This is a genomic window from Methanosarcina barkeri 3 (assembly GCF_000970305.1).
In the GTDB taxonomy this organism is placed as follows: domain Archaea; phylum Halobacteriota; class Methanosarcinia; order Methanosarcinales; family Methanosarcinaceae; genus Methanosarcina; species Methanosarcina barkeri_A.
On sequence record NZ_CP009517.1, the window covers coordinates 2,198,889 to 2,213,639 of the forward strand.

Annotated in this window: 9 protein-coding genes and 1 pseudogene; 3 read left to right on the forward strand and 7 right to left on the reverse strand. The window is 35.4% G+C overall.

Annotated elements, in window-relative coordinates; all coding sequences use genetic code 11:
- The first annotated feature begins 431 nt into the window (after positions 1-431).
- Positions 432-1,469 (forward strand): acyltransferase family protein, encoded by a 1,038-nt coding sequence (locus MSBR3_RS21745; RefSeq protein WP_048107575.1) that lies wholly within the window; start codon positions 432-434, stop codon positions 1,467-1,469.
- 223 nt (positions 1,470-1,692) lie between these two features.
- Positions 1,693-1,932 (forward strand): annotated as a pseudogene (locus tag MSBR3_RS21010) (IS1634 family transposase); the annotation flags it as partial.
- A gap of 184 nt (positions 1,933-2,116) precedes the next feature.
- Here MSBR3_RS21010 and MSBR3_RS08790 read toward each other — a convergent pair.
- From MSBR3_RS08790 to MSBR3_RS08810, 5 genes are all read right to left on the reverse strand, one after another.
- Positions 2,117-4,381 (reverse strand): hypothetical protein, encoded by a 2,265-nt coding sequence (locus MSBR3_RS08790; RefSeq protein ID WP_230627990.1) that lies wholly within the window; start codon positions 4,379-4,381, stop codon positions 2,117-2,119.
- Positions 4,382-4,970: 589 nt separating this feature from the next.
- The gene (locus MSBR3_RS08795; RefSeq protein ID WP_048107577.1) at positions 4,971-5,921 is read right to left on the reverse strand and encodes a glycosyltransferase family 2 protein; all 951 of its coding nucleotides are present in this window, start codon (positions 5,919-5,921) and stop codon (positions 4,971-4,973) included.
- 1,600 nt (positions 5,922-7,521) lie between these two features.
- Complete coding sequence (locus tag MSBR3_RS08800; RefSeq protein WP_048110257.1) at positions 7,522-8,442, reverse strand: hypothetical protein; 921 nt, start codon at positions 8,440-8,442, stop codon at positions 7,522-7,524.
- Positions 8,443-8,903: 461 nt separating this feature from the next.
- Complete coding sequence (locus MSBR3_RS08805) at positions 8,904-10,067, reverse strand: glycosyltransferase family 4 protein (RefSeq protein ID WP_048107578.1); 1,164 nt, start codon at positions 10,065-10,067, stop codon at positions 8,904-8,906.
- Between the two features lie 8 nt (positions 10,068-10,075).
- Positions 10,076-11,206, reverse strand: a complete 1,131-nt coding sequence (locus MSBR3_RS08810) for a glycosyltransferase family 2 protein (protein ID WP_048110259.1) — start codon at positions 11,204-11,206, stop codon at positions 10,076-10,078.
- 323 nt (positions 11,207-11,529) lie between these two features.
- On the opposite strand from MSBR3_RS08810, the gene wrbA reads away from it, so the two are divergent.
- Positions 11,530-12,159, forward strand: coding sequence for an NAD(P)H:quinone oxidoreductase type IV (wrbA, locus tag MSBR3_RS08815; protein ID WP_048107580.1), 630 nt, complete (start codon positions 11,530-11,532; stop codon positions 12,157-12,159).
- Positions 12,160-12,245: 86 nt separating this feature from the next.
- On the opposite strand, the gene MSBR3_RS20645 is transcribed toward wrbA, so the two are convergent.
- On the reverse strand, positions 12,246-12,401 hold the full coding sequence (locus MSBR3_RS20645; protein ID WP_196297033.1) for a hypothetical protein: 156 nt from the start codon (positions 12,399-12,401) through the stop codon (positions 12,246-12,248).
- A gap of 604 nt (positions 12,402-13,005) precedes the next feature.
- On the reverse strand, positions 13,006-14,310 hold the full coding sequence (locus tag MSBR3_RS08820) for a PKD domain-containing protein (protein ID WP_048107581.1): 1,305 nt from the start codon (positions 14,308-14,310) through the stop codon (positions 13,006-13,008).
- Positions 14,311-14,751 lie beyond the last annotated feature (441 nt).

The window sequence follows — 14,751 nt, forward strand, 5'->3', positions numbered from 1 at the left end:
ACTTGAATCTTCTAACAAACTTGTTATGTTTGGGAAATTTTTATAATTATGGAAGACTTGGAATCTATTATATTGACCAGAAACCTTTCTTGAAAATTACTTGCCCACGGGGAGACTGAAAAACAAAAAAATAATACAGAAGTTATACTTTGTCCAAAGAAGGTACAATTGGCAAATATTCACTTTACTATATAAAGTATATAGAAAAAGACTCTTTAAATAGAGATCTATTAAAAACATCTCAATAAAAATCAGAGTGTTATCAAACTATATTACCGGAGAGTAAAGACAAAAGCAGATTTCATATTTTAAAAATCTATTCTAATTTCATAACGACTCATACAATTGTACTGGAAAATTCGATTCTTACAGGAAACTTAATGAAATAAATAATCGCTAGACATAAATAAAACTATTAATAAAATTAGTTTATGATCTTTCAGTTATATTCAGAAATAAAAGACAAAATTACTTTAATTGATGGTATTAGTATTATTTTTATTGTGCTCTTTCACGAGTTAGGTGGGATAAATCGGTCAGATTCTATATTTTTGATAAGATATCTCGCCACATTTGGTTTAGTTTTGTTTACATTCTCATCTGGACTTAAGATGGGAATAAATCATTCTGCAGAAATCAACGACAAATCATTTATAAGTAAGTATTTTGTGAAGAGATTCACGCGACTATATAAAGCATACATTGGGTATACACTGCTGGCTTTTGTTCCTCTATATTGCATTAGTTATATATCAATCAATTATCTTAACCTAAACTTTGAAAATATTATAAATTTTTGGAATAATTTAAATATAGACGGTTTACTTAAAACTCTAATTGGTCATAATATTGTTTCTTATCAATTGGGGTATCTAATTGTATTAATTTTAATAACAACTGTTTGTTTTGCAATTATATATTACTTTCAGATTAATACTTTATTTTATTTCATAATACCATTACTGGCATTTGATGTTATTTATAAGGACACTTTAAAACAGTACCCTAGTATTTTGTTTAATGTCATGATGTATATGCCAGCTTATATTTTTGGGATAGCTTATGGCTACAAACAATTAGAACAAAATAAACTGTCAGTTTCGTATATCTGTTCAATAACTTTTGTTGCAATATTTGTTATTTCCATAGTTTACCCACAATCGTTTGCACATAAATATGCTATCTTATTATATGGAATAACATTTCCACCATTTATGATGTTATTTTCTAGAATACTACTAAATTTCAAATATTTAAAAGAATTATTACTACTATGTGGGAAGTATTCATTCCAAATTTATTTATTTCATTGGCCAATAATTTTACCTTTGATAAGCAAATTAACTATTAATATTTTCAAAATTAATAATTTTTTCACTCCATATGGTGTAACAGTCCTTGCAATAATTATCTGTGTTTACGTATACAAAGTAAGTAAAAAATTAAAGTTAAATCAGATATTTGAGTAATATAATCTACTTTCGCCAGGCTGGTATTAAGAGTTAAAACATTTTCTCTGATGTCGTTTTAGATAATAACTAATAATTTATGAAATTTTAAGATATTTTACTTGTGGCTTGACTTTCACGAGATATATAAGCACCAAGTTATTTTTTTCATTTTTCTATTTCCGTGGTTATTGACTAGAAAAGAATTCCTCTTTTGTGAGCACCAGATGCAATAGTTATGATAAGAAAAGTTCTCATCAAAACCATAAAAGTAAGTAACACAGAACCTGAATCTTGATTAGAGAGTTTATATATTGCAGACAGCACATTTATACTGAAGATGATGTCAAAGAGACAGGAATCAACGCTTTTTTAATATCAAAAGTTTCTGCAACCATCAATGAAACAAGCAACTCTTGAGGCAGATAAAATTATGGAAACATACTCTTATGAATATTACTCTTGTTATGCTGTAAAATCCTGTTGTTTATTCTTCGAGCCTATCCCAAAACCTTGAATTTTGAATAATTGCTCTAATTTCTAAACATGAAAACAGTAGATTTGGGAATAAAATTGGTTTTGGGATGAGCTCTTCTTTTAATCGTGATGCTTTCACTCATTTCATGCTGCTATGCTCAGGTTAATTGAATCTTTTGAACTGCTATTGCTCAAGTTAATTGAATCTTTTGAACTGCTATACTCAGTTCCCTGTTGTCATCTTTACTATTTAACTCTGGAATTTCACTTGGGCTTTCAGACCCTTCTGGCACATGCAGAAGGATGAGATTATCGCCTTTCTTCAAGCTAATTGGGATAGACATACTGGAAAAATCTGTAGTTATAGCTTGTCTGCCTTGAAGATCTTCGTTATTGTAAACCTCCAGTGTTCTCGGACTGTAGAAACTGAACGCCTGAATATTTAATGTAGCGTTTCTGACGCTATCTGAGTGAATTAATATTGTAGCGTTGTCTGATATCCATCTGGTAGGTTTTCCACTTATATTTTCCAGCTGATTCCATCCGTCTTTTAAAATCATAAAAGACTTCAAAGGCTCTTTTTTGACATGGTACACGATTAGAGAATCTTTTTCATATATTTTTCTTTCTGCGTTTAATGTTTTCTGTATCAGTTTCTCAATAAAGTCAATATCTCCATCATTCATATAGTTTGTATGCAAAATAATATATGATATGTTATAATAATTTAAAATGGATGTTCCGACTTCATTTATATCCTGGTCCAGAATATCATCAGTAAAAGGCTGCAAATAGGTTAATTCCCTTACTACAGGTGTCTTTAGTTCAAAATCTCTCGCAGTAGACGGATATCTAGCAGCCCAATTACCTACAACAGGTTTTCCATGTATTGTCTGGTAATAAATGATGGTTGAACCTGCCAAATAATCTTTGGTTGCAGGAATTTCAAGCAGTGCGTAGTTATCTTTATCCTGTGAAATCTCTTTGTAAAATGAGGGTTCATCAACAGGTGATAAAGATACAGGAACTGCCAGATATTCGAAGATTATCAAACCGGTTATTACAATTGCAGACACCTTTTTATTAATCCGGTTAGATTTTAGCAGTTCTGTGGTTCCATAACCCATCAAAACTGCGAATGAGAGAGAAGCAATTACAAAAAATCTACCGGTTGTCCGGCAGTTGTCCAGAAATGGGATCACATAATACAAAACTAAATACGGAAGAGGAACAGTAGTATTAAACTCTGTAAATGAGGTCTTACCATTTACGTGAAGAAGTGGACCAAGACTGATTAGCGAAAAAGACAGGGCAGCTATTAGCCAGAACTTTACGTTTTTGTTTCCCTTCAATCTATGAGCTGCAAATAAAGAGAGAAAAATCACAGTGTATCCGATAAACATCGTGTTTTCACTGATATTTCCTGAAAAATTGCTGTAAATGTTTGTAGTAATATTTCCAAAAACAGGATGCAAAACCGAAGGAAGAAAAAAGCTCAGTAAATCAGCTGAATACATAACCGCTTCAGAGGAGCCTAATTTTAAAAAGTTGTTACCGGACGTTGCTGTTAGAATGTTTTCCAGCGTGAGAGGTATTATACCTATAAAAGAAACAAACCCAAATAAGCTATATTTGCAGAAAGTTTGTTTCAGGATCTCCTTAGAACTTGTTATCTCTTTAGAATTTGTTATTTTTTTAGAATTTGTTATCACTTTAGAATTTACTTTTTTTTCCTTTAAGGAAATATAAATTTCATATGTGAATAGTAGCATCACGAAAATTCCCATAAATACCATATATTGAAGGTCGCTCATGGCTACTAGAATAAAGAATATCCCCGCAAAAAAACTGTTTCGAACTCCGCCTTCTTTAAACATTTTCATTAAATAAAGAGCGCAGAAAGGTATCCATTCAATACTGGTTGCCCCAAAATGGCCAAGTGCATGTACAAAATGATAAGGTGAGAAAGCAAACACAATTCCTGCAATGAAAGAAGAAATTCTGTCATTAGTCAGATACCTTACAAGCAAATATGCACCGTATGCCCCAAAAATAAATGAGAATAACCATAGTATGGTGTATACGACGTGAATTTCCATTATACTTGATAAAATGTATGAGAGGATTTGATTAAATGCCGATTGAAAGGGTGAAGCTGGGATTCCATCCGGATAAAATATTAAATAATCGTGTGTTAATTTTGTTAGTCCAGGGTTAAATATCGCTACTGGCATATACCAGAGTATTCTTATCCATTGAAATGCGTCACCGCCTCCCGGAATATGATTGCGTATATTGAAAACCACAGGATAAGTGAGTATAAAAGTTAATAAAGTATACAGTGTTAAGACACTGGCATGCTCTTTCAAACTTTTTTTGGAAAAATTCAATATTTGGCTATTAATTAAGTGTTTTTTTAGCCATTTCGGTGTACCCGATATCATTGTTCCTCTCATGGGTAAAACTCGATTATGATTTTACTCGATTATTTTAAGTTTATGTAAGATCAACCTCTAGTTAGCCGCTTGGCAAATTAATTATGTATATGTTTTTAATTTTTAAATATTTTTTAATTCATTGAATCTTTTAGTTCTTTGAATTTTTTAATTTTTAGAACTTTTTAGTTTTTTGAATCTTTTTTAATTTTTCAATCTCTTTTAAATATTTTTAACTTTTATTTTTAAGTTATTCTTTTTTAATCTTCTTCTTAAATTCTTTTTATTAAATCTTCTTTTTAATCCCCTTTTTAATTTCTATTCTTTAATTGTTGCTTTGTATAGAATTTCAGAGATATTATTAAGTTAATGGTCGGATTCCGCTGAAAAGTTATAATTAACTTTTTATCATTTTATGGAAAATTCACTATTTTTACGGGTAATTTCTCAGGCTATGTAGAAAACTTTGTGAAATAATTTCTCCATAAGTTTGAATTGAAGAAGCCAGCATATTCGATATATATTTACTCATAAACTTCAACCTTTTGGAACTGATCTGGATAAGTTTTCTAAGGAGCTGTAAAACGTTAAAACTGAAGTAACTATAATTTTACCTGCCATTTTCCAGTTCATAGCTATCGTATTTTATGACATAATCATCGTTATTTCTCGAATTTGTGATCAGTTCTCCTATCAGGCCAAGGGAAATAAACTGAGCCCCAGTGACTGTAAGTAAGATCCCGAGCATGAGAAGAGGCCTATCTCCTATTTTTAGTCCTGCAGCCCACAAAACTATTAAATATATGGATATAATCACCCCGGATAACCCAAAAAGGATTCCTATACCTCCGAAAACGTGTAGAGGCCTCTTTTTGTACATCATCAGAAACGTAACTGTAATAAGGTCAAGAAATCCTTTCAATAGCCTTTCAATCCCATACTTTGATTCTCCGTGTACTCTCGGGTGATGTTCAACTTCAATCTCTCCTACGGTGTAACCTTTCCAGTAAACAAGAGCCGGGATGTAACGATGAAGTTCTCCATACAAATTTATGTTTTTTACGACATAGTTATTGTATGCTTTATATCCACAATTGAAGTCGTGGACCTCGACTCCGGTTATGAACCGAGTTAACCTGTTAAAGACTTTTGAAGGCAATGTTTTTGAAATAGGGTCCTGTCTTTTGTTTTTCCAGCCAGAAACCATATCATACCTTTTTAATTCTTCTATAAACCTGGGAATTTCTTTAGGATCATCCTGCAGATCTCCGTCCATGGTGATGACAAAATCTCCTTTTGACCGTTTGAATCCGCAAGACAGAGCTGCAGCCTTTCCATAATTTCTCTGAAATCTTACAACCTTAACCTTAGAATTTTTTATTTTTTTTATTTCTTCAAAGGTACCATCTGTAGACCCATCGTCAATAAAAATAATTTCATATGTTGTTTCAATTAGGGACGGTAGTGAAAGAGTACTGTACAGTCTTTCGTATAGTTCCAGTATATTTTCCTCTTCATTATGGACTGGGATTATAATTGATAGATTGGGTTTACTAGACATGCATATCCTCTAGAATGTGGCGACGCACTCTGGAAAACATGCCGGAGTACGTGCTGTATAAACTGTTTCTGCCATATAGTTTTTCGATTTTTTGGTTGGTTTTTGAGATGTATATATTTAAGATGTATATAAATATCCGTTTAAATGTTTAATGCTTATGAAAAACACAACTATGCGTACTACTGCATTATTTGCTTGGGAACACGAGCCAGTCTTTCTAACCAGGTGTCAAAGTAATCCAAACCTCGGTACTCAAGTTACAGAGAAAGAGGAGACAACTTAACTCACTCTTACCTATCCATACTAAATAATGTGAACAGGAATTTAACTATAAAGCAGTCCACACTGTCAGTGCTCAGACTACTGAGATATGAACCATAAATATAACCCATTTTGACCTAACCCCACTAAATAGTGTAAATAGGAATTTAACTACTTTTCGAACTCTTCGTGATTTTTCTTAATTGTTTTATTTTAATTGAAAATAATTACCCAGTTAAACAATGTGACCCTAAACAGATAAACATTTGTCTTACATATTTTTTCCAGAAAAAACATATTCAAATATTATATACTTAGTAACTGCCAAGACGACCTCTTCGAGATTTTGAGTAGCTATCTTAGAAGACTCTCGGTTTAATATATAAATTCTAGTGTCCATTACATCATTTCTTTGAATTGATGCCAAAACCAATTTGACTCTCACTCAGTAAGATTTTAAGAGTTATATTAGTAAGATTAAGAGTTATATTAGTAAGTTAATAAGGACCATGTCAGAATCATTTTTCAGGATCAGCAACTTTACTGGTTGTTTATAACGCCAAATTCAAAGAAACAACTTTTTTGGTCAGCTCAACTTTAATTTGCTGATTCGTAGACTGAGCAGGCACTTTCATGGATGCAGCTGAGGATATAGATCCACATTTTCTGCAGTAGTAAAACTCATTTGAGCCAAGTATCTGCTTTTTGAGAAGTGTACAACAACGGGTACACTCAAAAGAGAATTCAAACATATTATTGTCACTCCAAAAAGAATTCAAACATATTATTTTTACTCCAGGATTATTAATGGTTCAAGCCGTGCAGTATCTTTCCTTGTCCAGTAACCACATACAGAGCAATACTGAAAATCCCTGAATGTATCATTTTCAAGCCTGGAACTACACTTTGGACATTTTTTTAATAACATTTAATAATCTCCTGTTCTCCAAAGATACAGATAAAATCGACTCGCGACTTATTTTAAAATTTTCGTTGATTAGGCAGTTCAACATCATGAAGTTTCAATAGTCTACAGAGAAATTGTCCATGTATTAAGCTGAACATGTAACGGAGATAATTTGACATTCAGCAAATGCTACACAATATAAGTGTCCGCTTTTTGAAAGATGGATTTTGGTTAGTATCCATTTTGGTTTGAGGGTGGATTTTGGTTAGTGTTCGTTTTGGTTTGAGGGTGGATTTTGGTTTAGATTCGTTTTTCCAGATATCAGGAAAAAAGATGGAAAGATAAATTTAGTATAATTTGTTTTCAACTTTCCGTCTTTTTTCCTTGTTAATTTCCCATCTCACTTTAATCAAACTTTAAATCTGCCAAAACTTAAGCTTCGGTGCTATTATTGGCGCTGTTTTCAGGCATTCTTCCGGGGCACATTGGGAAATTACCTCCATGCTGCATCGGATCTTGTTCAGGACACATTCCAGGACCCATCCCAGGACACATTCCAGGCATTGCCTGTGAAGAGGATATAATTTCTTCCAGATCCACAAGGGACTCAGCTGCGTTGATATTATCCATTAGAGTGGTAAGTTCCGTGATTTTGTTGTTTAGTTCTGTGACATTCTCATTGCTATCATTGGTTGTGTTTTCACTCTTGCTCACTTTAGCTTGAATGTGTTCGATTTCTTTTTCAATTGAGTCAACAGCCTGTGTCTTCATATGAGTTAATACAACTTCTTGCAATTCTGCTGCACTGGAGACTGCACTTACGTTAGTAGATAAATCTTCAAGCTCAGTTATCTGTTTACTTATCATCTCAGTTCTGTTTTCATCAGTAGTATTTTCCAGCTGCTTGTTAAGCGTTTCAGTCATATTTCCGATTGAATTAACTATGTTGGTCTGGACATCAGTATAATTGTCATCGGTTACGTTTTCTACCTGATCAAGATTAAATAGTCCAGGCATTCCACAAGGTCCCCTATTCATTCTATCAGGTCCTCTGTGCTTCCCATCCGGTCCGCATCCGTCCACACATGTCTGACTGCGCAGAACTTGCTGAAGCTCGGAGGCACTGGATGTTTCACTTACATTAGTATAGAAACTTTGAAGCTCAGTAATTTGTTCACTGATAGAATTAAGTATATTGGCCCTAATGTCGGTGAAGTTGTCTTCAGTTATGTTTTGCACAGGAGCAAACTTTGTACTGTTTTCTGCAGCATAGACTCCTGAAGGAAGAATACATAACACCATTAGTACCGTTGCAAAACGGGAAATTGATTTTAATGAGTTTGTTATCTTCATATTCTCATCCAATCTTGACTTATTCATTGTTCCGTTTTTTGCAGGCTATCAACCTGCTGACAGCTTTGAAATTAGCTGGCTTAAATATAAGCTTACTTCTCATGATAAAGAGATTAAAGAGAATCATTTTAAGAAAAAAGCTTTATTGAACCTTTAAACTCAGATTAAACCTTAAAAAGCGAAACTAAAACTTATCGGAATCCTTAAAAACCGTACATAAAATGCAGATGATTATTGATTTATTTCAAATATTCTTCAGGGAACAAATATGTTCCAAAACAGAAATATTCTAAAATACAAATATTTTAAGATAGAAACGTTTTAAAATAGAAAGGTACTAAGCTTCTTTGAGTAACTCGCCCGTATTTGAAGTAACTGAATAGAGAAATACTTATGCTCACACTTTAAACAGCGAGCCTCAATCTTTTTATACAGACGTACTCAGATACTCAACATTAATCTTACTTTATACATGCTTCAAACATTAACTGAACATTTGTAATTATTTCTTCCCAGTCATAGTTGTCAGCTTTCCGCAATGCGGCTTCCGAAGCTTTTTTACTTCTTGAAGTATTCCCAATTACTTTTATCACGGCTTTTGCAATCTCCCTCTCATCAAGTTCTACAACAAACCCGTCAACTCCATTTTCAACAAGTCCCTGTGCGGCATTATACTTTGCTCTGACCGTCACCACAGGTATTCCGCAGGCAAACGCCTCGATAACTACCATTCCGAACCCTTCACGGCTTGAAGGCAGTACAAGCATCTTTGAAGCCTTGATCTTTCCGATTAATGTCCCATACTCCTGAAAGCCTGCAAACTCGATATTTTCGTAAACTCCGGTTTTCTTTGCTAGTTCCACCAGTGCTAACTTTTCAGGTCCGTCCCCAACAATACAGCACCTGAGATATGGAAAATCGGCTTTAAGAAAAGCTACAGCTTTAATCAGCAGGTCAACATTTTTTTCCCTTATAAGACGGCCTGCAAAAATGAGATCATAAGCTTTACATTCAAGACTCATAGGGTTCTTTCCCCAGTTGGGCTCAATCCCGGAGATATTTTTAAGATCGATACCGTTAGAGATAACCGTGATTCTTTCTTCAGGCACACCGAGTCCCTCAAGTCTATCCTTTGTCCACTTCGAGACCGCAATATTATTCCTTGATAGCTTGGAGACTGCCTTCTCAACTAGCAGTCCAAAAATCCCTGCCCTCCCTAAATATTCATACCAGTAGTCATCCCATACCTCGTGCCAGGTAAATACTGAAGGTACTTTTTCGAAGATTGAGACAGCTTTTACGGTAAAACAGGAAAAATAGGGAAAGACACTCACATCTATAAGGTCAAAGTTTTCTTTCCTTAGCGCAGGGAACAACTTCATAGCGAAGATTATTGCCTCGGAAATCGAGCGTCTACCATTGACATACAGGTTTCGAGCTTTACAGACACCGTGAAGGGTCATACCTTCATATTCAAAGGTATCTTCTCCTTCCCACCACTTGACCCCAAAAATGTGTACTTCATGTCCCCTGGCTGAGAGACGCTTTCCCAGTTCATGGATGCGCATTTCCGCACCGCCCTTGACCCATGGATAAACAGCATCGTACACAAAAGCGATTTTCATTGCACCACTTACCAGTCAGTATCCACCTCAAGGAGCATTACACTCAGGATAATTGCCGAAAAAATCATCTGAAGGCCAATAAAGGCAAACACCATTGAAATAACTGCACTTTTCACTTCCGAAAGAGAGCCGTATCCTGAGCTGATCCAGGTGTACACTACTTTCAGCCCAAGCAGGAGGCCTGCAACAAGTATGATTGAACCTGCAAACAGCTCTTTTTCAAGAGAATGGTAATTCAACCATTTTGTAGTGTTTCCCTTATTATTAGGGTACATCCCGCGGATAAGACCATACGTTTTCAAATAACCGCCAGTAGAGAGAGCCTGTCCTCCGAGAATCAAAAGCATACACCCTAAAATGAAGGAATGAAACCTGTTTTCTGCCACATCTCCGGTAAGAAGGAGAGAGCCAGTTATCAGAACTCCAAGGACGAAAACCACAGCTCCAGGTAGAAAAAGAAAAGGTAAAGGGCGATATAGCATCATAAACCTTATATGCCGCCAGCCGTCCTGAAAAGAACGAAGTTTGGAGGGAGCCCGGCGTGAGTAGTAAGTTATGGGGACTTCTTTTATTCTCAACCCGCATTTTGCGGCTTCAATTACCATCTCGGATGCAAGTTCCATGCCGTGAGTTTTAAGGTTCATTTTCTCAAGGGCTTCTTTTGTAAAAGCCCTCATCCCACAGTGAGCGTCTGAAATTCTCGTTCCGAAAAGAAGATTGAGTATTGCCGTCAGGAAAGGATTGCCTATATACTGATGCAGCCAGGGCATAGCTCCTTTTTTGATATCACCTTTAAGCCTGGTACCCATTATAAAATCCGCTTCTCCTGCCATAAGAGGATCCAGGAACTTATCAAGCTCAAGCAGGTCATAGGTATTATCGGCATCGGCAATAGCAATATAGTCTCCTTTTGCTTCGGCCAGCCCTTTTAGATAAGCGTTTCCATAACCTTTTATCGGGCCTATTACCTTTGCACCCATTGAAGCTGCAATTTCTGCGGTCCTGTCTGACGAGTTGTCAGCAACTATTATCTCTCCTTCTATACCATATTTTTTGAATATAGACTGAGCTTTCTCTATGCAAATTCGGATGGTTTCTTCTTCATTCATGGAAGGCATTACGATAGAAAGAGAAGGCATGTCCAGCTTATAAAGCACTATAGCCTAATAACTATTTTGATACGTTTTATTCTCAGGAATTTGTACTCCTCTTTAGTTCTCAAAACACCCTCAACAGGTTAAAGAACAAAACAGGGAATAAACCAGGAAATAAACTAAGAAATCGGATCAGGAAATCACGAGTACGGAGCCAGGGAAAAAATTTAACTCCTGCTAATAAGCTATATAAGGTATCAGAAAATTATTTTTAAGAAGGGACCCGGATTTTTCCGGAATTGTCAATTCACTTCATGTATAGTTAAGGCGTTTTACTTACTTTTAATTGGCTTTAACGGGGGATTTTAATGGTTAAGGTAAACGTGATATTTCACAGTATTCATGGTCACATATATAAAATGGCAGAAGCTATAGCTGATGGAGCCAGAGAAGTCAAAGGAGCTGAAGTAGAGATTTATCAGGTACCTGAAACCCTGCCTTACGAAGTCCTGGAAAAAATGGGAGCAATCGAAACAAAAAATCTTTTTGCTCATATTCCCGTGGTTACCAGGAGTATGTATGAAGATGTATTTGCAGGAGCAGATGCCCTTATATTCGGGACACCTACGCGCTATGGAAATATGACTGCTCAGATGCGTACAGTTTTTGACGGCCTTGGAGGGCTCTGGAGCAGAGATGCTCTTGTTGGAAAAGTAGGAAGTGTCTTTACATCAAGTGGGACACAGCATGGAGGCCAGGAATCTACAATTCTCACAACACATGTTACCCTTCTCCATCTCGGAATGATCATTGTCGGGCTTCCGTATTCAGAAAAACGTCAAAGAAGAATGGATGAAGTTACAGGAGGTAGCCCGTACGGAGCTTCAACGATTGCAGGAGCAGATGAAAACCGCCAGCCTTCTGAAAATGAACTGGCAATGGCCCGTTATCAGGGTAGATATGTAACTCAAATCGCAAAAAAACTCGCTGGAAGATAAAGGAATTGTAAAAATAAAAAGATTGGAAAACATTTTCCTTTTAAGGATGTTCTCCGCATTTTTAGTTTTTTTCACATTACAAACGTTCAACTAAAGCTTGGAAAAGTCATACCTCTGGATTCAACTTTACTCTGGGCTTTTATCAGGCATGCCAAAGTACAGTAAGTTGCTTTTTCCTCAGCCTTTTCAAGAACAAAGAACTCTTTCCCACACATGGGACATATTTTTTTTACGTAAGACATTGTAAACACTCATTCTCTGTAGTGAGTGATTTTTTAATATTCGTTTTTAAGGCATTTATTAAAATAGCACAATAAAATATAAACTTTCTTATTTAGATTATATATATTTATAATAAGAAATTAAACTCGTTTACCGGACGAATTAAGAGATCTTGATCAAAACCGGGATAAGGAAAAGACTATTTTAAGAAAGAAGTTGTATTAAAATTGAATAATCTTTAGAATTAGATCATAAATACTATACTAAGAAATAAATTTAGGATTGCAGATTGCAAAAAACAGAACCTTATGCAACAATTTTAGGCTAGCCTGCCAAAATCATAGAAGCTAAAAGGTTCCTGAAAATAGAAAAAAATGACTTTCAAATCTGACAAAACAAGGTCATTATGCCATTTTTGTCAGATTTGGTTCTGTTCTACTGTAAATATTTATATTTGGTTATAGGAAGAACCAGCGATATAGGTTTTTAATGGAATTGGGTATATCTTTTTGTTTTGTGTTCTTCCTTACTCTAACTTAGATTAACTCTTTGCTCAAATATTTAGATAAGCCTTTACCTGATATAGCTGTAGTTATTTCCGTACTTGCTACTATTGACTATGTTTTATCTTCTTCTGTAGAGTGCCACTCCAAGAAGTCCGATTACTCCATAAATCATTTCAAATCCAGGAGACTTTTCGTTTCCAGTTCCAGAGGCGTTTGAGCTTTGTGCCTGCTCAGGCGTCTGTTCATCAGTGTTTGCTTCCGTACTTTCGTTATCCTGTTCAAAGCCCTGAGTTTCAGGTTCGGACTGTGTTTCATTCATAGCTTCTGTTACATTGCTTTGAAGTTCAGGAGAAGCACTTAAGTTATCACTAACGTTTGTTGCTGTACTGTTATTTTGATCAATACCAGTAGATTCAGACTCAGTTCCACTCATATGTATTACTGTACCAGAAGTACCGGTATTACTGCTGCTGATACCAACACCGCCACTACTACTGCTGCTGTGATGGTGGTGGCTGCTGCTACTGCTGCTACTACTGCTGCTACTACTGCTACTGCTACTACTGCTGCTGTCATCGTTAGCAATAGCTTCTTCCGTTACGTTTACCACATGAACTTTTGAGAGAGATCCAACTTCGTTGCTTGCCGTGAGTGTTACTGTATAGTTTCCTGCTGTGGAATAAGTGTGTGCTGGGCTCTCATCTTCTGAAGTGTCCCCGTCTCCGAAGTCCCAGACCCATTCGGTTGCGTTTTGGGATAAATCCGTAAACTGCACAGAGCCACTTGAATTATCTGCACTAAAGTCAACCATAGGAAGACCGTTGTGTACGGATATTTCTTGAGTTTTTGCGCTCCAACCGTTTGAATTGTTTACTGCAAGGATAACAGTATAATCTCCATCAGCAGAGTAATTATAAGTTGGGTTCCTCTCTGTCGAAACATTTCCGTCCCCAAACTTCCAGTACCAGGAAGTTGCATTTGTACTGTTATCGGTAAATGATACATTCAACGGTGCACTTCCGTAAGTGGGAGATGCAGTGAAATCTGCAGTTGGTGTGCTTGAGTTACCCATGTTGGCTGTTACATAGGCAACCTTTGTAAGTGAGTCGTTTCCTTCAGGTCCCCATGCGACCAGTGTAACATTGTAAACACCAGGTTTTTTAAAATAATGACCGGTTGTAACGTTTTCACTACCGGTTCCTTTGCTGTAAGTAGTGTTTTCTGTCACTACATTTTCAAATACAAACTTCCAATCAGTAACGTTCCCGGTGACATCACCAGTAAATCTGGTATTTAAAGTAACAGTTCCATTTGTAATGTTAGAAGAAAAGTCATTAACTTGTACATTGCCTTCTGCTAAAGTTGTGGGCACTAAAAGTGTTACTAATACTAGTAAAACCATAGGCAAGAGAATTTTTTTCATATCGAGTTCTCCTCAGGACTAGTGCACTTGATGTGCAAAATAAAGCAAGAGCAAATTTATCCTGAACACTTGGTTCATACAGCTTGAAGATTTATGCCGCTTATTTTATCTCAGTTGCTTAAGTCCCATTTTTCTTAAATTGTCTACCGGCTATTTGCCGTTTGACAGTTCCAAAATTGACTGACTTATATATAAAGCTATTTTTTAGAGTATTCAAAAATAATTCAATTTATAAAAATTATTTAGACTTTTTTAAGAAATTAACAGGATTTACAAGATTTTTTTAGTAAAATTACAATTTTAATTGATTAATTAGCAATTTAGGAATTTAATTAACTTTCAATTTAAGTTTATAGCTTTATTAGTCCTTTTTTTAAAGGCAAGATACAGTATAATATAAAAAACCGGATCAGGAGGTACAGTTTTAAAAAAACAAATTAA